Source organism: Streptomyces sp. A1277 (assembly GCF_004795015.1).
Taxonomy (GTDB): domain Bacteria; phylum Actinomycetota; class Actinomycetes; order Streptomycetales; family Streptomycetaceae; genus Streptomyces.
The window spans coordinates 1-18,182 of the sequence record NZ_SSBI01000029.1 but is presented as its reverse complement, the minus strand read 5'-3'; the positions used below and the strand labels follow the sequence as shown (position 1 = coordinate 18,182).

Genomic DNA, 18,182 nt, shown 5'->3' with positions numbered 1-18,182 from the left:
CCAGCGTAGTCGGGCGCCCCCGCGCGGTGTCGGGCAAGGCCGCGGGCGAAGCTCTGAGCGAACGTTCGACCAGCTGATCGATTGGCTCCGCCTTGACCTCCCCTTGACCGTCCCACGACGGGCCGCGGGCGGTCATCTCATACGCCCGGCGCAGCCCGGACGCGCCCGATCGAGTGGGAAGAGCGGCACCCGGGCCGCGTGCTGTGCGCCCACCGCCATCCGAATACCTACGGTGCCGAGTGACCGATCGGCCCCCTGTTCGTTCCCCCGTACGGGGGAACGGGATATCTGATCTGAACCGAGGTGTACGCCATGGTGGCCCCGCCGGACAACGACGTGATCTGGGCACGTTCCCTGCAGCACTCCCACAACGGCTCGCCCGCGCTCGGCGGGGTCTCCCTGGGCATCCGCGACGGCGAGATCCTCGCGGTGACCGGCCCGCGCGGCAGCGGCAAGACGACCCTGCTGCACTGCCTCTCCGGCCAGCTCGTCCCCCAGCAGGGCGAGGTCTGGTTCAACAGCGTCCCCGTGCACACCATGGGGCCCCGCCTGCGCGAGCGGCTGCGCCGCGACAAGTTCGGCTGGATCGCCCCCGAACCGCAGCTCCTCCCGGAGCTGAACACCTGGGAGAACACCGCACTCCCACTGCTGCTGCGCGGCGCCCCGCACCGGGAGGCGAAGAAGACCGCCATGGAGTGGCTGGAACGCCTCGACATCGGCATGTGCGCCAAGAAGCGCCCGGACACCCTCCAGCAGAGCCAGCGGCAGCGGATCTCCGTGGCCCGTGCGCTGGCCGCGAGCCCCGCGGTGATCTTCGCCGACGAGCCGACCGCGAGTCTGCACCGCACCGACCGCACCCATGTGCTGCGCACCCTGACCAGCGCCGCCCGCTCGCACGGCATCACGGTGGTGCTCGCCACCCATGACGCGGAGATCGCCGCGCTCGCCGACCGCGTGGTGCCCCTGCTGGACGGGCGCCGCGTCTCCACGGCCGGCCTGCCCGCCGAAACCGATCCGGAGGGCCGCGCGGCGTGCTCGCTCTCCGTCTAGCCCGCGGTTCCCATCCCCTGGTCCTGATGCGGAGGCTGCTGGTCGCAGCCGCCTCCGCAGGGGTCGGCTTCCTCCTCCTGTGCACCCTCGGCTACGCCGCCGGGCACCCCGCCCACTCGGCCGGTTCGGTGCTGCGGCTGCTGTGGTGCCTGGTGCCGCTCGCCGCCACGGTGCAGTTCGCCGTCGCGGTGGCCCGTACGGACCCGAGCACCCGGCCGCGTACCGGGCTGTCCGCCGTGGGCCTCGGCCCGGTGCGGCTCAGCGTGCTCGCCGCGGTCTCCACCGCCGTCTCGTGCACTCTCGGCTCCATGGTGGCGCTGCTGTTCTTCCTCCACCTGCGCGGCGACCTGTCCGGGCTGCCGTTCGACGGCGCGGCCGCCGGCCTGCTCGGCGCGGACGCCCCGCTGCCGGCCGCCGCCGTCCTCCTCCTGCTGGCCCTGGTGCCGTCGGTCGCCGCGACGGCCAGCGCGCTGGCGCTGCGCACCCGTCCGGTACGGGCGGCGAGCACGGCGGAGGACACCGGCGACCTGGTGCCCGCCGAGGAGGTCCCGGCCCCCGCGGCCCCACCGGCCGGACTGCCCTGGGGCGTGGCCCTGACGGCCGCCGGCCTCGCCGTCGAGGCGTACGCGAGCCGGGGCTCGGCCGGCAGCCCCTTCCCGCTCCCCGGCAAGCTCGACGCCACACCGGCCTGGGTGCTGGTCGGCTGGACGCTGACCGCGCTCGGCCTGGCCACGGCGGGCCCCGGCCTGACCCATCTGTGCGGCCGGCTGCTCCAGACCGCGCGCCCCGGAGCCGTACGCCTGCTGGCCGGCCGGGTCCTGATGGACGAGGCGCAGCGGATCGGCCGGCCGCTCGGCATCGTCTGCGCGGTCCTCTCGGCGATCATCGCCGCCTTCGCGCTGTACGGGACCGGGCCCCGGCCGTTCGGTCCGCTCACCGCGCTCGGGGCGGTGCTCGTCATCGGCTGCACCACGGCGACGCTGCTGACCTCCGCCCTGGAGGCGAAGCAGGCCCGCGCCGAGACGGCCCGGGCGCTGCTCCGGCTCGGCGCCCCGGTCTCGGCGCTGCGCGCGGCGACGGCCCTGCGCACGGCCGCACTGCTGGTGGTCTTCGCCCCGCTCACCTGGGCGATCGCGGAACTGGCCGCGCTGCCGCTGACCCCCTGAGCGGCACCGAACGGACGAAACGGACCGGCCCGGGCGCGCTGGCCGGCCGGTCCGCGGCGTTTCGTAGCATGAGGGCCGTGAAGAGCCCGGACGAGAACAAGAGCGCCCACGGCGCCGAGATCGAATCGCTCGCCGCGTTCGACGCGGCGGTCGCCGCCGGTGCGCTGGCCGGGCGCCGCGTGCAGTCCGTCGACCTGACGCACCGGAGCGCGGCCCTGCTGGCCGCCGACGCCTCCGGCACCGTCTTCCTCGGCTGCCCGATGGAGCCCGGCCCCGAGGAGAAGATACGGGCCGACGGCGCCCTGGTCTTCCCGCCGGTCCCGGGCCTGCCCTTCGACCCGTACCGGGGGCTGCTGTACTCCCCCGACGCGCTCTACGACGGGCTCGCGCGGGGCGGTTACGAGGCGACGCCGGACGCCCTCGCCTACCGCTGGTTCCAGCGGACGCGGTCGGACGGGGACGCGTTCGCCTCGATGCTGCGGGCGCTGCACGACGACGCCGTCTCCGACGCCCTGGAGGAAGTCCTCGCCGGGACCCGGGTGGTGGGCGTGATGGGCGGTCACGCCACGGCCCGGGGCAGCGCGTCCTACGCGGCGGCCGCCCGCCTCGGCAGGACCCTGGCCCGCAGCGGCCTCACCGTGGCGACCGGGGGCGGCCCGGGCGCGATGGAGGCGGCCAACCTCGGCGCGTACGCCGCGCCGCACCCGGACACGATGCTGGACAAAGCCTGCGAACTGCTCGGCGAGGTCCCCTCGTTCACCCCTTCGGTCACCGACTGGGCGCGGGCGGCGTTCGCGGTGCGCGAGCGCTGGCCGGACGGCGGCCGTTCCGTGTCGATCCCGACCTGGTTCTACGGCCACGAGCCGCCGAACCCGTTCGCCGGGCACATCGCCAAGTACTTCGCCAACGCCCTGCGCGAGGACGGGCTGCTGGCGCGCTCGACCGCGGGCGTGATCTTCCTCCCCGGCGCGGCCGGCACCGTCCAGGAGATCTTCGACAGCACCACGCCGAACTACTACGGCTCACGCGGCGAGCCGGTCCCGATGGTGCTGGTCGGCCGTGACCGCTGGACGCGGGAGCTGCCCGCCTGGCCGCTCCTGAAGGCCCTGGCCGCCGGGCGCCCGATGGAGTCGTGCATCGCCCTGGTCGACACGGTGGAGGAAGCGCCCGCGACGCTGGCCCGGCTGTCCAAGGCGTAAGCCTCCGGCCGGTCAGAAGTTCCCGGGAAAACCGCCGGCCGCAAGAGCACGGGACAAGCACCGGTCAGAACAGCGCGGGCAGCACCACGCTCTCCGAGGCGTCGAAGGTGACGCCGACCCGCGCCCCCTCCTCCGGCGTCCCGCGCAGCGAGCACTCGGCGTCCAGCACCGGACCGCACTCGGGGTGCAGGGTCACGGCGACGTGGCTGCCGCGGAAGGTGCGCGCGCCCACAACGCAGCGCAGCCCCTCCTCGGGCCCGCCGATCCGCACCCCGGCCGGCCGCACCAGCAGATCGCACGCCCCCTGCGGCGACCCGGCCGGCACCGGCACCTCTCCCCAGTCCGTGTCCGCCGCCTCGCCCTCGACGGTCGCCTCCACCACGTTGTCGAAGCCCAGGAAACGCGCCACGAAGGCGGAGGCGGGGCGCTGCCACACCTCCAGCGGGGTCCCGATCTGGGCGACGCGCCCCTCACGCATCACGACGACCCGGTCGGCCAGCGCGAACGCCTCGCCCTGGTCGTGGGTGACGGCCAGCACGGTCGTGCCGAGCCGGCCGAAGAGGGCGCGCAGCTCGACGACGAGGCGTTCACGCAGGCTGCGGTCCAACTGGCCCAGGGGCTCGTCCAGCATGAGGAGCCTGGGGCTGGGGGCGAGGGCCCGGGCGAGGGCGACGCGCTGCTGCTCGCCGCCCGAGAGCGCGGCGACGGCACGCCGTTCGGCGCCGGGGAGGCCGACGAGGTCGAGGAGTTCGGCGACCCGGCGGTCCTGCTCGCCCCGGCCCGCCCCGCGCATCCGCAGGCCGAACGCGACGTTGGCGCCCACGTCCTGGTGCGGGAAGAGCTGGTGGTCCTGGAACATCAGGCCGAGCCCGCGCCGGTGCACCGGGACGCCGTCCTGGTCGGCGCCGTCCAGCAGCACCCGTCCGCCGTCCGGCTCCTGGAGGCCGGCGACCAGCCGCAGCAGGGTGGACTTGCCGCTGCCGCTCGGCCCGAGCACGCAGACGATCTCGTGGTCGGCGACCTCCAGGTCCACCCCGTCGAGCGCGGCCCGCTCGCCGAAGCGGACGGTGGCCGATTCGAGTGTCAGCATCGTCCAGAACTCTCCTTTTTCTAGAACTCCCCGGACCGGTCGGTACGGATGCGTTCGAGCAGCAGCAGCGACACCGCGCACACGAGCATCAGGATGGTGCTGAGGGCCATCGCCTGGCCGTAGTTGAGCTCCCCGGACCGCCCGAGCAGCCGGGCCACGGCCACCGGCAGCGTCGGGTTGTCGGGCCGGGCGATGAACACGGTGGCCCCGAACTCCCCCAGCGACACGGCGAACGCGAACCCGGCGGCGACCAGCAGCGCCCGCCGCACCAACGGAAGGTCCACCTCGCGCCAGGCCCGCAGCGGGGATGCGCCGAGCACCCCGGCCGCCTCGCGCAGCCGCGCGTCCACCGCTCTCAGGACCGGCAGCATGGTCCGTACGACGAACGGCACCCCGACCAGCGCCTGGGCGAGCGGCACCAGGATCCAGGAGGTCCTGAGGTCCAGCGGCGGCTTGTCGAGCGTGATCAGGAAGCCGAAGCCGACGGTGACCGCGGAGACCCCGAGCGGCAGCATCAGCAGCGCGTCGAAGCCCCGTACGAGCCGGCCCGCCCGGCGGGTGAGCGCGGCCGCGGCCAGTCCGCCGACGACCAGGGCGATGAGGGTGGCGACCACGGCGTAGCGCAGCGAGTTGCCGATCGCCTCGATGGGCGCGACCAGGAACGTACCGCTGTTGGCGTCCGCCGAGGTCAGCGCGTGGTAGTAGGCGAGGCCGGAGCCGCCGAGCGAGCGCTCCACCAGCACGGCGAGCGGCAGCAGGATCAGCAGCAGCACGCTCAGCAGGACCCCCGCGAGCAGCGTCCACTGTCCGGCGCCGCTCGGCCTGCGGGCCGTCTGCGCCGGGTCGACCAGCTTCAGCGCGCGCTCTCTGCGCCGTACGGTCCAGGCGTGCACGGCGAGGATCGCGCCGACCGCGGCGAACTGCACGAGCGTCAGCACGGCCGCCGTGGGCAGGGCGAGCAGTTGTGCGGTCTGCCGGTAGATCTCCACCTCCAGCGTGGAGAAACCGGGCCCGCCGAGGATCTGTACGACCCCGAAGGAGGTGAAGGTGAAGAGGAAGACCATCAGCGCGGCGGCGGCCACCGCAGGGGCGAGCGCGGGCAGGGTGACCCGCCGCCATGCGGTGAACCGCCCGGCGCCCAGGACCCGGGCGGCCTCCTCCTGGCGCGGGTCGAGCTGCGCCCAGAGACCGCCGACCGTGCGGACGACGACCGCGTAGTTGAAGAAGACGTGGGCCAGCAGGATCGCCCACACGGTGGTGTCGAGCCGTACGCCCCACAGCTCGTCCAGCAGTCCGCCGCGGCCGAGCAGCGCGAGGAAGGCGGTGCCCACGACGACGGTCGGCAGCACGAAGGGCACCGTGACGACGGCCCGCAGCACCTGCTTGCCGGGGAAGTCGAACCGGGCGAAGACATACGCGCCGGGCAGCGCGATGAGCAGGGTCAGCGCGGTCGAGGCGAGCGCCTGCCACAGCGTGAACCACAGGACGTCACGGATCTCGGGCCGGGCCAGCACCCCGCCGAACCGGCCGAACTGCCAGACGCCGTCCGCCTTGAGCCCGCGGCCGACGATCGCGGCGACGGGATAGGCGAAGAACACGGCGAAGAAGGCCACCGGCACGGCCATGAGGCCGAGCCGGACCGCGTTCCCGCGCCGGGCCCGGGCGCGTGCGGACTTCCCGCGCGCGCCCGGTCCGCGTACGGGGTCCTTCGCTACTTCACTACGAGCGAGGACCATGACTGGACCCACTGCTCACGGTTCTCGGCGATGGTGTCCGGGGCGACGGTCGCCGGCTTCTCGGCGGTGGCACCGAACTTCTTGAAGAGTTCCGGCACCTTCGCGTCCTTCGCGACCGGGCTGACGAACATGGTGAGCGGCATGTCCTCCTGGAACTTCTTCCCGATCAGGAAGTCCAGCAGGGCCTTGCCGCCCGCCTCGTTCTTCGCCCCGTCCAGCAGCCCGGCGAACTCGATCTGCCGGAAGCACGTCCCGGTGGCGACCCCGGTCGGGGCGGTCTTGGGCTGCGGGTCGGCGTACAGCACCTCGACGGGCGGGCTGGAGGCGTAGCTGACGACGAGCGGCCGGTCGGCCCTGGCCTTCTTGCCGCCCGCGGAGCCGGAGAACTCCTCGTTGTACGCCTGCTCCCAGCCGTCGACGACCTTGACGCCGTTGTCCTTCAGCTTCTTCCAGTAGTCCTGGTAGCCGTCCTCGCCGTACGCGGCGACGGTGCCGAGGAGGAAGCCGAGGCCGGGCGAGGAGGTCGCGGCGTTCTCGGTGACGAGCAGGCCCTTGTACGCGGGCTTCGCCAGATCGGCGAAGGTCTTCGGCGGCGCGAGCTTCTTGTCGGCGAAGTACTTCTTGTCGTAGTTGACGCAGATGTCACCGGTGTCGACCGGGGTGACCCGGTGCTTGCCCGCGTCCAGCTGGACGTCGGCCGGGACGCGGTCGAGCCCCTTGGCCTCGTACGGCGTGAACAGGCCGTTGTCGAGGGCGCGCGAGAGCAGGGTGTTGTCGACGCCGAAGAACACGTCGCCGCGCGGGGAGCCCTTGGTCAGGATCTCCTGGTTGAGGGCGGCGCCCGCGTCACCGCTCTTCAGCACCTTGACGGAGTAGCCGGTCTCGCGGGTGAACTCCTTCAGCACGTCCTTGGAGGCGTTGAAGGAGTCGTGGCTGACGAGCGTCACGGTCTTGGAGCCGGCGCCCTTGGTGCCCTCGGCGCCCAGGGCCGGGTCGTCGGAGCTTCCGCAGCCGGCCAGCGCGGTGACGCCGAGCGCGGCGGCGACGGCCGCGACCGCGGCCTTCTGGGTGGTGCTCATGTGTGATTCCTCCTGGAGTGACCAGGAAGAGACGCGGCCCTGCCCGCACCGGTGGAAACCAGAAGCGGGCAGGGCGCAACAGCTTGAGTATGGTCCGAACTTCCTACCCGGAATGACCCGGGCGAGGTTCAGAGGGTCTGCGGCCAACCTGTCCTCGGTGCCGCACTCTCAGCGCTGTGGCGCTCCCCTGTCGGAATATGCAGTTGATTTCGGCCCCAGGCTACACGGCTCTTTCCGGCCTCAGCGCTCGGATGCCGCCAGCTGTCCGCAGGCCCCGTCGATCTCCTGGCCACGGGTGTCCCGGACGGTGACGGGCACGCCGTGCGCGGCGATGGCCTCGACGAACGCCTTCTCGTCCTCGGGCCGGGACGCGGTCCACTTCGAGCCCGGGGTCGGGTTCAGCGGGATCAGGTTGACGTGGACGCGCTTGCCCTTGAGGAGGCGGCCGAGCCGGTCGCCGCGCCACGCCTGGTCGTTGATGTCGCGGATCAGGGCGTACTCGATGGAGATGCGGCGGCCGGACTTCTCCGCGTACTCCCACGCGGCGTCCAGGACCTCGTTGACCTTCCAGCGGGTGTTGACCGGGACGAGCGTGTCGCGCAGCTCGTCGTCCGGGGCGTGCAGCGAGACGGCGAGGCGGCACTTGAAGCCCTCGTCGGCGAACCGCAGCATCGCGGGAACGAGACCGACGGTGGAGACGGTGATCCCGCGCTGCGAGAGGCCGAGGCCGTCCGGCTCGGGGTCGGTCAGCCGGCGGATCGCGCCGACCACACGGTTGTAGTTGGCGAGCGGCTCGCCCATGCCCATGAACACGATGTTGGAGAGCCGGGCGGGTCCGCCGGGGACCTCTCCGTCGCGCAGCGCCCGCATGCCGTCCACGATCTGGTGGACGATCTCCGCTGTCGACAGGTTGCGGTCGAGACCGGCCTGCCCGGTGGCGCAGAAGGGGCAGTTCATCCCGCAGCCGGCCTGTGAGGAGATGCACATCGTGACCCGCTCCGGGTAGCGCATCAGGACGGACTCGACCAGCGTCCCGTCGTGCAGCTTCCACAGGGTCTTGCGGGTGGTGCCGTCGTCGCAGCTGATGTGGCGGACGACGGACATCAGGTCGGGGAACATCGCCTCGGCGAGCTTGTCCCGCGACCCGGCGGGGATGTTGGTCCACTCGGCCGGGTCGTGCGCGTACCGCGCGAAGTAGTGCTGCGAGAGCTGCTGGGCGCGGAACGGCTTCTCGCCGATCGCGGCGACGGCTTCCCTGCGCTCGGCGGGCGTGAGGTCGGCGAGGTGCCGCGGCGGCTTCTTGGCTCCGCGGGGCGCGACGAAAGTGAGTTCTCCGGGCTTAGGCATGGTTCTTCCAGTGTCGCAGACGTGCGGAGGTACCCGGGTGCGTCGGCCGACCGGGCGGGCGGGCGGAGCACCGATGGACCGGGCCGTCGGGGGTAACCGGGTCATCACAGGGAGATTCCGCAGATGCCGCAGGAGGTAGATGCCGTGCACACCGTGAAGCACTGGTTCAGCGACAGCCTGATCGGGCAGGGCCTGCTGGTCCTCGTGCTCGGCGTGGGCCTGGGCGCGCTGTTCCGGCGTGACGAGCATCCGGGCTTATGGATGGTCCAGGGCGTCCTCTACACCGCCGTGGTCATGGGCACCCTCGCCGTCCAGCGCCACCGGACCAGCCGTGCGACCGGGGCCGGCCCGCGCACCATCGCCGGGCTCAACCGCAAGATCCGGCATCGCGAGGTGCCCCGGGACCCGGAGGAGCGGGCGGTCATGCGGCGGCTGCTGGACGACCAGCTGGCCAAGATCGAGCGGGGCGAGCGGTGGCTGCCGTACTGGCTGGGTGTCATGGGGCTGGTGGCGGTCGGCCTGCTCGTCCTCGGCGCCACCCGCGGCTCGCTGGGGTATTCGCTGGGCGTGGCGGTCCTCGTGGCGGGGTTCATCCTCTGGCTCCTGTGGATGCGCCGGCGGACGCTGGAGCTGTACCACCACATGCGCGCGGCCCTGCGGGAGCATGCCTGACGTCACACGCGTGAGGGTCCGCCGTCCCGTGGACGGCGGACCCTCACGCGTGAACGGGTCTGTACGCGCTCAGCCGGAGCCGACGAAGAGCACCATCAGCAGCCAGACCACCGGGGCGGTCGGCAGCAGCGAGTCCAGCCGGTCCATGATCCCGCCGTGGCCGGGCAGCAGGGTCCCCATGTCCTTGATCCCGAGGTCCCGCTTGATCATGGACTCGCCCAGGTCACCGAGGGTGGCGCTGGCCGCGACGGCGAGGCCGAGCAGCAGCCCCTGCCACCAGGAACCGTCGTCGATCAGGAACTGCATGCACAGCGCACCGGCCACCATCGCGAAGCCGACCGCCCCGAACAGGCCCTCACGGGTCTTGCCGGGGCTGATGCGCGGCGCGAGCTTGTGCTTGCCGAACCGCCAGCCGACCGCGTACGCCCCCGTGTCGCTGACCACGGTCAGCAGCAGGAAGGTGAGCACCCGCTGCGGCCCGTCGTCGGCGGTCAGGAGCATGGCGACGAAGGTGGCCAGGAAGGGGACGTAGAACGCGGCGAAGACAGCGGCCGTGACGTCCCTGAGGTAGTCCTCGGGCGGCTGGGTCATCCGCCAGACGAGCACCGCCAGGGCGGTCAGGGCCATGGCGGCCCAGGCTCCCTCGGCGCCCCGCGCGTACCCCGCGACGACCATGGCGGCGCCGCCGACCGCGAGCGGCACGAGCGGCGCCTTGATGCCCTTGCGCTCGTCGAGCCGGGAGGTCAGCTCCCACAGGCCCACGACGACGGCGAGCACGATCACGCCGACGAAGACGGCCTTGACGAAGAAGAGCGAGACGACGACCAGAGCACCGAGCCCCAGCCCGACCCCTATGGCAGATCCCAGGTCCCGGCCCGCACGCTTCTTCTGCGGGGGTGGCGGCGGCGCGGTGGGCATGGGCTCCTGCGGCTTCGGGTCGCGGAACAGGGGGCCGCCGCTCAGGCGTCCGGCCCCCTGTTCCCGGTGATCACGGTCTTCAGCGTCTCTACCTGCGTCGGGAACGTCCGGCACGATGGGCATGGGCCGAGTCTGCTGGGCGTCATGCGCATCGTATGCAGGACCCGCCGCAGCGGCCCGCATCTCGGGGGCGACCCGGTGGCCGGCGCCCTGCGGAGCACCCCAGGACGAGTCGTTCATCAGACTTCGAGCAGCTCGGCTTCCTTGTGCTTCAGCAGCTCGTCCACCTGCGCGACGTACTTCGCGGTGGTGTCGTCGAGCTCCTTCTCGGCCCGGCGCACCTCGTCCTCGCCGGACTCCTTGTCCTTGACCAGCTTGTCGAGCGTCTCCTTGGCCTTGCGGCGGACGGCCCGGATCGAGATCTTGGAGTCCTCGGCCTTGGTCTTCGCGACCTTGATGTAGTCGCGACGGCGCTCTTCGGTCAGGTCGGGGAAGTTCACCCGGATGATATTGCCGTCGTTGCTCGGGTTGACGCCGAGGTCCGAGTCGCGGATGGCCTGCTCGATGTTGCGCAGCGCGGTCTTGTCGAACGGCGTCACGACGGCCATACGGGGCTCGGGCACCGAGAACGAGGCCAGCTGGTTGATCGGGGTCGGCGCGCCGTAGTAGTCGGCGACGATCTTGTTGAACATCGCCGGGTGCGCACGGCCGGTACGGATCGCGGCGAAGTCCTCCTTCGCGACGACGACGGCCTTCTCCATCTTCTCCTCGGCCTCGAGGAGGGTTTCTTCGATCACCACGTGCTCCTGCGTGTCTTGAACGGGCCCGGCGGGCCCGACGGGTCCTGCGTCGCGTCCTCACCTGCACGGTGTCCGACCGGCAGGCCGTTGTCCATCTTCCGGGGCGGTCCCGCCCCCCGGGCTCCACCGGGCCTCACCGGTGGAACCACCCGTGGTCAGGCGCGGGTGCTCCGGTCGCTCACGAGCGTGCCGATCTTCTCACCCTTGACGGCGCGGGCGATATTGCCCGTGGCGGTGAGCTCGAAGACGAGGATCGGCAGCTCGTTGTCGCGGCAGAGCGTGATGGCGGTGGCGTCGGCGACCTTGAGATCGCGGGCCAGCACCTCGCTGTACTCCAGCGCGTCGAACTTGACCGCCGCGGGGTTGGTCTTCGGGTCGGAGTCGTAGACCCCGTCCACGCCGTTCTTGCCCATGAGCAGCGCCTCGGCGTCGATCTCCAGGGCGCGCTGGGCGGCGGTGGTGTCGGTGGAGAAGTACGGCATGCCCATACCGGCGCCGAAGATGACGACGCGGCCCTTCTCCAGGTGCCGTACGGCGCGCAGCGGAATGTACGGCTCCGCGACCTGGCCCATGGTGATGGCGGTCTGGACGCGGGAGTCGATGCCCTCCTTCTCCAGGAAGTCCTGGAGGGCGAGGCAGTTCATCACGGTGCCGAGCATGCCCATGTAGTCGGAGCGGGCCCGGTCCATGCCCCGCTGCTGGAGCTCGGCGCCGCGGAAGAAGTTGCCGCCGCCGATGACGATCGCGATCTCGGCGCCGTCCCGGACGACCGCCGCGATCTCGCGGGCGATGGCGTGCACGACGTCGGGGTCGACACCGAGACCTCCGCCGCCGGCGAACGCCTCTCCGGACAGCTTCAGCATGAAGCGTCCGGCCACCTTGCCGTCGTCGCGCTTGTGGTCACCTTTGGCGGCGTCCGCGCCCTTGTTCATGGGAATTCTCCTCGTGCACATACGAAGGAGGCCATTGCCGGTGGGCCTGGTGTCCCTCAGCGGCAATGGCCTCCTCGTCAGATCTGCGGTCGTACGGCGGTGTGCGGCCGTCGACTGCACCAGACCCTATCGGGGTCCGCCGTTAATTCGCGGACGGACTCAGATGCCGACCTTGATGCGCGTGAAGCGCTTCAGGGTGACACCGGCCTCGTCCAGGACCTTCTGGACGGACTTCTTGTTGTCCAGCGCGTACGGCTGGCCGAGGAGGGTGGCCTCCTTGAAGAAGCCGTTGACGCGACCCTCGACGATCTTCGGGAGGGCGGCCTCGGGCTTGCCCTCGGCGCGGGTGGTCTCCTCGGCGACGCGGCGCTCGGCCTCGACGACGTCCGCCGGGACGTCCTCGCGGGAGAGGTACTTCGGCGCGAAGGCGGCGATGTGCTGGGCGAGGCCCTTCGCCAGGTCGGCGTCGGCCTTGTCCAGCTCGACCATGACACCGATCTGCGGCGGCAGGTCGGGCATCGTGCGGTGCATGTACACGGAGACGTAGGCACCCTGGAACTGCGCGAAGCGGTCCAGGACGATCTTCTCGCCGAGGTTGGCGTTGGCCTCGTCCACGTACGCCTGGACGGTCTTGCCGGGCTCGATCTCGGAGGCGAGGAGCGCCTCCAGGTCGGCCGGGGAGGACGCGGCGACGTGCTCGGCCAGCGCGTTGGCGACGGCCTGGAACTTGTCGCCCTTGGCGACGAAGTCCGTCTCGCACTTCAGCTCGACCAGAACGCCGGACGTCTTGTCCTCGGAGACGAGGGAGACGACCGCGCCGTTCTCGGCGGAACGGCCCTCGCGCTTGGCGACGCCCTTCTGGCCCTTGATACGCAGCGCCTCGACGGCTCCGTCGACGTTGCCGTCGGCCTCGTCGAGCGCCTTCTTGCAGTCCATCATGCCGGCGCCGGTGAGCTCGCGGAGCTTCTTGACGTCAGCGGCGGTGTAGTTCGCCATGAGTCTGTGTTCTCTCTCGAAGTCTGAAAGATCTACGGGTGGACGGCGGGGGCGGTGCTTGTGGCACCGGCCCCCGCCGTCATCAGCCGTGACGGGTGTCAGGCCTGCTCGGCGTCCGCGGCCGGAGCCTCGGCCGGGGCCTCGGCCTGCTCGGCGGCGATGGCGGCCGGCTCCGCGTCGGCGGCGGCGGCCTTCTCGGTCTCGACGGAGGACTGAACCTCGGCGTCGGCCTTCTTGTCGCCCTCGAGCAGGTCGCGCTCCCACTCGGCGAGCGGCTCGCCGGCGGCCTTCTCACCCGGCTTCGAGTCGCCGGTCGCGGCGCCGGAGCGGGCGATGAGGCCCTCGGCGACGGCGTCGGCGATCACGCGGGTGAGCAGGGTGACGGAGCGGATCGCGTCGTCGTTGCCCGGGATCTTGTAGTCGACCTCGTCGGGGTCGCAGTTGGTGTCGAGGATCGCGACGACCGGGATGTGGAGCTTGCGCGCCTCACCGACGGCGATGTGCTCCTTCTTGGTGTCGACGATCCAGACGGCGCTGGGGACCTTCTGCATCTCGCGGATACCACCGAGAGTCTTCTCCAGCTTGGCCTTCTCGCGCGAGAGGACCAGGAGCTCCTTCTTGGTGAGGCCGGAGGCGGCCACGTCCTCGAAGTCGATGAGCTCGAGCTCCTTCAGACGCTGAAGGCGCTTGTAGACGGTGGAGAAGTTGGTGAGCATGCCACCGAGCCAGCGCTGGTTGACGTACGGCATGCCGACGCGCGTCGCCTGCTCGGCGATGGCCTCCTGGGCCTGCTTCTTCGTACCCACGAACATGATGGAGCCGCCGTGGGCGACGGTCTCCTTGACGAACTCGTAGGCGCGGTCGATGTACGACAGCGACTGGAGCAGGTCGATGATGTAGATGCCGTTGCGCTCGGTGAAGATGAAGCGCTTCATCTTCGGGTTCCAGCGACGGGTCTGGTGACCGAAGTGGACGCCGCTTTCCAGCAGCTCCCGCATCGTGACGACGGCCATGGCCGTACTCCTTGAGGTACTCGGTTGTCGCGGCAGCAGGTTTGCTGCCGCGCCTGACGCCCCGACGCGCCGTGCCGCAAGGGACCGAGAGGCGCGGCCACCTCCGCAGAGCGGGTGGTGGCGGGGCGTGCGAAGTCGACCCGGTGACCCGGATCGCCAGAAGAAGTGTACGGGACCGGCCGGGTCCCGGGTGACGGCGCTGTCCACAACCAGCGGGTAGTCCACAGATCCGGCCTGTGATTCCCGCGATCCCGGGCCCCGGGGGACGGTGGTGCCATGCGAATCACAGGGTGGCGCAGCGCCTGGGCACTCGTCCTCGCGCTGCTGGCGGTGACGTGTGGCGGCCGGTCCGGTACGGCCATGGCGGCGACGGGGGCGGGCGACGGCGGACGGGCCTGGCCGCTGTCCGGCCGGCCGGCGGTGGTACGGGGGTGGGAGCCGCCGGCCACGGTGTACGGGCGGGGGCACCGTGGGGTGGACCTGGCCGCCGCTCCGGGCGCCGAGGTGCTGGCCGCCGCGTCGGGCCGGGTCTCGTTCGCGGGCGGCGTCGCCGGACGCGGGGTGGTCTCGATCGAGGTCGCCGGGTCGGGCGACCCGCCACTGCGGACCACCTACGAGCCGGTGCGCCCGCTCGTCGCGAAGGGCGACGAGGTCACGGCGGGGCAGGTGGTGGCCGTGCTGGAGGCAGGTCCTTTCCACTGTCCGTCGGGCTGCCTGCACTGGGGACTGCGCCGCGCGGACGCCTACCTGGACCCGCTGTCGCTGCTGCCGGCCGCACTGCTGCGGCGCGGACCCTCCCGCCTCCTGCCGGTCTTCGGCGTACCACTGCCGGAGGCAGCCGGGGCGGGGGTGGCCTCCGGGGCGGGGGTGACCGGCGGGGCTCGGGAGGCCACCGGGGCGGGGGTGACCGGCGGGGCTCGGGAGGCCACCGGGGCTCGGGAGGCCACCGGGGCTCGGGAGGCTTTCAAAACGCGGACGGCCGCTGGTAACGGCGGGCCGTTCGGGGTGAGCGGTGACGGGGCCCCGGTCGGCCCCGCGGTGCTGGTAGTCCTCGCCGGGCGGTGGCCGTGGCGGGCCCGGGGGTCGGGCCCGGGGCCGGGCCCCGGCGTCGGGCGCCGGGGTCAGCCCCGGTCGGCCGCGGCGCCCCGGACGCCGTTGAGGATCATGGCCACGGCGGTGTCCGCGATGACACCGGGCTCCTCCGCCACACTCAGCTCGATGCGCCGGACCGCGGCGTCCACGGAGCCCTGCAGCAGCATGGCCGCGAGGCGGGGCTCGTCGTGGCCGAGGTCGCCGAGCGCCTCGACGATCATGGCGATCAGGCCGCCGTGCGCGGCCCGGATCTTCTCGCGCGCACCGGCGTCCAGCTCGCTGGCCGAGATCGCGACCACGGCCCGGTGGCGCCGGTCCCCGACGAGGTCGAGCTGTCGGCGGACGTACGCCTCGATCTTCTCCTCGGGCGTCCCCGCCCGCTCCATCGCGTTCTCGACCTCGGCCGCCCAGACGGGGAAGTCGACGGCGCAGAGTTCCTCGACAACGGCGGCGCGGGAACGGAAGTACTCGTAGACGGAGGACCGCGCGAGGCCCGTGCGTTCGGCGAGGGCGGGGAAGGTCAGCGCCTCCGTGCCCCCTTCGGACAGCAGGGAGCGCGCTGCGTCCAGGAGGGCGCCGCGCTGCATGGTCCGGTGCTCGGCCACGGAGGCCGCTCGAATCCTGGGCACGCCTCCACTCTACGGCGAGGGCCGCCGAAGAGAACGAGCACGGCCCAAACGGTGACCGAAGCGGGCCACGGGAGGGGCGGCACTGGGGGATGGCGGCACTGGGGATGGCGGCACTGGGGATGGCGGCACTCGGGGTGGCGGCCGTCGGAGGGCGGGCCCGCCGCTCAGCGGCCGGCGTCCGCCAGTTTCGCGCGGAGCTGGAGCACCGACTTGGTGTGGATCTGGCTGACCCGGCTCTCGGTGACCCCGAGGACGTTGCCGATCTCGGCGAGCGTGAGGCCCTCGTAGTAGTAGAGCGTGACGACCGTCTTCTCGCGGTCCGGGAGGGTGTTGATCGCCCGGGCCAGCAGCCTCCTGAGCTCACGGTCCTCGGCCACCTCCACCGGGTTGTCGGCGGCGGTGTCCTCCAGCGTGTCCATCAGGCTCAGCCGGTCGCCGCCCTCGCCGCCCACATGCAGCAGCTCCTCCAGCGCCACCACATTGGCCAGCGACAACTGGCTGAAAACCGCATGCAGTTCGTCCAGCGTCACGTCCATCTCCGCCGCCACCTCCGCTTCGGAGGGGGTGCGCCGCAGCTGCGCCTCCAGCGTGGCGTAGGCACGTTCGACGGCTCGCGCCTTCTGCCGCACGGAACGCGGAATCCAGTCCAGCGCCCGGAGTTCGTCGATCATCGCGCCCCGGATGCGGGTGATCGCGTACGTCTCGAACTTGATCGCCCGCTCGATGTCGAACTTCTCGATCGCGTCGATCAGCCCGAAGACCCCGGAGGAGACGAAGTCCGCCTGCTCGACGTTGGACGGCAGCCCCACGCTCACCCGGCCGGCGACGTACTTCACCAGGGGCGAGTAGTGCAGGATCAGCTGCTCCCGCAGCCTCCCGTCGCCCGTCGTCTTGTACGAACGCCACAACTCGTCGAGCGAGGACGGGGCGGGAGGGCGCACAGTGCCACGCGCAGCCGGTGGTACTGCCGCGCGGTCAGACCCGGAGGTGTGCTGGGGCATGTGGTGCCTTGAGCCGTTCTGCCGTGAAGTACTGGGACTTGTCTCTGGGGCGGAATCCTTGTGAGCGTAGCGTGACCGCACTGTCGCGGTGCGCGCAGGATAAGGGATGGGGACCCTGCGCTCCCGGGCGGACGGACATGACGCGCGACCGGGCCGCGGACATGACAGCCCGCTGGGGCGCGGACGCGTCGGGGGCCCGGGGCCGTCGCCGCAGGCACCGGCCCCTCAGGCACCGTCGAAGCGTCCGCCGAGGTCATCGGCATCACCTTTTCACCCGAATGCCCCAGGTCAAGAACCGCCTCGCCGCGCGTCGTCCCGGCAACTGGGCCGCCGCGTCAACCTCCATCCTTCGCCCTCGCGTTCGACGAATCCCAGTGAGTGCAGTTCGTACAGCTTGCCGAGGGCTTCGTCGGCGCTCGTCCCGGCGGCGCGCGCCACCTCCCGGGCGTCGACGCACGCCCGGGCGGGCAGGGCGTCGAGCACCCTGCCGGCGCTGGTGTCGAGCAGGTCCCGGGCCAGCACGGGGCCGCTTCTGGACGGGGCCAGATCCCCGATGCCGCCCACGAGTTCGGCCACTTCCGCCGCGTCCGTCACCAGCACGCCCTCGCCTCGCAGGAGTTCGTGCACGCCTGCCGACAGACCACTGGTCGCCGGCCCGGGAACGCCCATGGTGAACCGGCCGAGCCGCTGCGCACTGCGCGCCGTGGCGAGCGAGCCGCTGCGGTACTCGGCCTCGACCACGACCGTCCCCCGCGTCAACGCGGCGATCACCCGGTTCCGCAGAACGAACCTGCTGCGCGTCGGGTGTTCGGACGGCGGCAGTTCACCGATGAGGAGCCCCTGCTCGGCCACCCGCCCGATCAGCTCGGCGTGCCCGCGCGGGTAGACGACGTCGACCCCGCAGGCCAGCACCGCCATCGTCGCCCCGCCGGCGGCCAAAGCACCGCGGTGCGCCGCCCCGTCCACCCCGAAGGCCGCCCCCGAGACGACCACCCAGCCCCGCTCCGCCAGCCCCGCACCCAGCGTCGCCGCCATGTGCGCCCCGTACGGCGTGCAGGCGCGGGCGCCGACCACGGCGACCGAGCGCAGCGCCCAGAGCCGCAGATCGGGCCTCCCCCGCACCCAGAGCCCGGTCGGCCGCGCATCGCCCAGGTCGTCCAGCTGCGTCGGCCACTCCGGATCGCCGGGGCAGACGAAGCGCCCGCCGACCGCCGCGACGGCCGCCAGGTCCCGCTCCGGGTCGACGCCCTCGGCACGGAGCCGGTAGCCGGCCAGCCGCCTCGCCGTCATGCCGCTCAGCCGCTCCGCCTCCCCGCCCGGGACCGTGATCCGGCGCCAGAGCTCCGCCGCACCGCACTCCCGCAGCCACCGGCCGCCGCGCTCGTCGCCCGGCTCCAGCACCCGGGTCAGCGCCGCCCGCGCCAGCCGCTCCCGCGCACTCGCGCCCCCGGCCGCAGCCGCC

Annotated in this window: 16 protein-coding genes, 1 pseudogene and 1 riboswitch; of the genes and pseudogenes, 5 read left to right on the top strand and 12 right to left on the bottom strand. The window is 72.3% G+C overall.

Annotation, left to right across the window (positions count from 1 at the left end; all coding sequences use genetic code 11):
• Nucleotides 1-312 precede the first annotated feature (312 nt).
• From E6R18_RS20080 to E6R18_RS20070, 3 genes are all read left to right on the top strand, one after another.
• On the top strand, nucleotides 313-1,050 hold the full coding sequence (locus E6R18_RS20080) for an ATP-binding cassette domain-containing protein (RefSeq protein ID WP_136318281.1): 738 nt from the start codon (nucleotides 313-315) through the stop codon (nucleotides 1,048-1,050).
• Nucleotides 1,051-1,076: 26 nt separating this feature from the next.
• Nucleotides 1,077-2,216, top strand: coding sequence for a hypothetical protein (locus E6R18_RS20075; protein ID WP_136318280.1), 1,140 nt, complete (start codon nucleotides 1,077-1,079; stop codon nucleotides 2,214-2,216).
• 68 nt (nucleotides 2,217-2,284) lie between these two features.
• On the top strand, nucleotides 2,285-3,415 hold the full coding sequence (locus tag E6R18_RS20070) for an LOG family protein (RefSeq protein ID WP_136318279.1): 1,131 nt from the start codon (nucleotides 2,285-2,287) through the stop codon (nucleotides 3,413-3,415).
• Between the two features lie 64 nt (nucleotides 3,416-3,479).
• Here the strand turns inward: E6R18_RS20070 and E6R18_RS20065 are convergent, their stop codons facing one another.
• The 4 genes from E6R18_RS20065 to rlmN all read right to left on the bottom strand — a co-directional run bounded on the left by E6R18_RS20065 (nucleotide 3,480) and on the right by rlmN (nucleotide 8,667).
• Entirely contained in the window at nucleotides 3,480-4,505 is a 1,026-nt protein-coding gene (locus E6R18_RS20065) for an ABC transporter ATP-binding protein (protein WP_136318278.1), read from the bottom strand.
• Nucleotides 4,506-4,525: 20 nt separating this feature from the next.
• Nucleotides 4,526-6,130: an iron ABC transporter permease gene (locus E6R18_RS20060; RefSeq protein ID WP_136318333.1), complete on the bottom strand. Its 1,605-nt coding sequence runs from the start codon at nucleotides 6,128-6,130 to the stop codon at nucleotides 4,526-4,528.
• Nucleotides 6,131-6,216: 86 nt separating this feature from the next.
• Nucleotides 6,217-7,320 carry a thiamine ABC transporter substrate-binding protein gene (locus E6R18_RS20055; RefSeq protein WP_136318277.1) on the bottom strand — a complete coding sequence of 368 codons (1,104 nt, stop codon included), beginning with the start codon at nucleotides 7,318-7,320 and terminating at the stop codon, nucleotides 6,217-6,219.
• Nucleotides 7,321-7,402: 82 nt separating this feature from the next.
• Nucleotides 7,403-7,519, bottom strand: a riboswitch (TPP riboswitch).
• A 41-nt stretch (nucleotides 7,520-7,560) separates the two neighbouring features.
• Complete coding sequence (gene rlmN, locus E6R18_RS20050; protein WP_136318276.1) at nucleotides 7,561-8,667, bottom strand: 23S rRNA (adenine(2503)-C(2))-methyltransferase RlmN; 1,107 nt, start codon at nucleotides 8,665-8,667, stop codon at nucleotides 7,561-7,563.
• Between the two features lie 123 nt (nucleotides 8,668-8,790).
• On the opposite strand from rlmN, the gene E6R18_RS20045 reads away from it, so the two are divergent.
• The gene (locus E6R18_RS20045; RefSeq protein WP_136318275.1) at nucleotides 8,791-9,339 is read left to right on the top strand and encodes a hypothetical protein; all 549 of its coding nucleotides are present in this window, start codon (nucleotides 8,791-8,793) and stop codon (nucleotides 9,337-9,339) included.
• A 69-nt stretch (nucleotides 9,340-9,408) separates the two neighbouring features.
• Here the strand turns inward: E6R18_RS20045 and E6R18_RS20040 are convergent, their stop codons facing one another.
• The 5 genes from E6R18_RS20040 to rpsB all read right to left on the bottom strand — a co-directional run bounded on the left by E6R18_RS20040 (nucleotide 9,409) and on the right by rpsB (nucleotide 13,998).
• The gene (locus E6R18_RS20040; protein ID WP_136318274.1) at nucleotides 9,409-10,497 is read right to left on the bottom strand and encodes a phosphatidate cytidylyltransferase; all 1,089 of its coding nucleotides are present in this window, start codon (nucleotides 10,495-10,497) and stop codon (nucleotides 9,409-9,411) included.
• Nucleotides 10,497-11,054, bottom strand: coding sequence for a ribosome recycling factor (gene frr, locus E6R18_RS20035; protein ID WP_018551793.1), 558 nt, complete (start codon nucleotides 11,052-11,054; stop codon nucleotides 10,497-10,499). Before frr ends, E6R18_RS20040 begins: the two co-directional genes overlap by 1 nt.
• A gap of 158 nt (nucleotides 11,055-11,212) precedes the next feature.
• A complete protein-coding gene (gene pyrH / locus E6R18_RS20030; RefSeq protein WP_136318273.1) occupies nucleotides 11,213-11,989 on the bottom strand; it encodes a UMP kinase in 777 nt (258 codons plus the stop codon).
• 159 nt (nucleotides 11,990-12,148) lie between these two features.
• Nucleotides 12,149-12,985, bottom strand: coding sequence for a translation elongation factor Ts (gene tsf, locus E6R18_RS20025; RefSeq protein WP_136318272.1), 837 nt, complete (start codon nucleotides 12,983-12,985; stop codon nucleotides 12,149-12,151).
• Between the two features lie 98 nt (nucleotides 12,986-13,083).
• Nucleotides 13,084-13,998 carry a 30S ribosomal protein S2 gene (gene rpsB, locus E6R18_RS20020; protein ID WP_136318271.1) on the bottom strand — a complete coding sequence of 305 codons (915 nt, stop codon included), beginning with the start codon at nucleotides 13,996-13,998 and terminating at the stop codon, nucleotides 13,084-13,086.
• A 384-nt stretch (nucleotides 13,999-14,382) separates the two neighbouring features.
• On the opposite strand from rpsB, the pseudogene E6R18_RS20015 reads away from it, so the two are divergent.
• Nucleotides 14,383-14,823, top strand: a pseudogene (locus E6R18_RS20015) (M23 family metallopeptidase); the annotation flags it as partial.
• Nucleotides 14,824-15,119: 296 nt separating this feature from the next.
• On the opposite strand, the gene E6R18_RS20010 reads toward E6R18_RS20015, so the two are convergent.
• The 3 genes from E6R18_RS20010 to dprA all read right to left on the bottom strand — a co-directional run bounded on the left by E6R18_RS20010 (nucleotide 15,120) and on the right by dprA (nucleotide 18,145).
• Nucleotides 15,120-15,695 (bottom strand): TetR/AcrR family transcriptional regulator, encoded by a 576-nt coding sequence (locus tag E6R18_RS20010; RefSeq protein ID WP_136318332.1) that lies wholly within the window; start codon nucleotides 15,693-15,695, stop codon nucleotides 15,120-15,122.
• Between the two features lie 188 nt (nucleotides 15,696-15,883).
• A complete protein-coding gene (whiG, locus tag E6R18_RS20005) occupies nucleotides 15,884-16,720 on the bottom strand; it encodes an RNA polymerase sigma factor WhiG (protein WP_136203972.1) in 837 nt (278 codons plus the stop codon).
• Between the two features lie 288 nt (nucleotides 16,721-17,008).
• Complete coding sequence (gene dprA / locus E6R18_RS20000; protein WP_136318331.1) at nucleotides 17,009-18,145, bottom strand: DNA-processing protein DprA; 1,137 nt, start codon at nucleotides 18,143-18,145, stop codon at nucleotides 17,009-17,011.
• Between the last annotated feature and the right edge of the window lie 37 nt (nucleotides 18,146-18,182).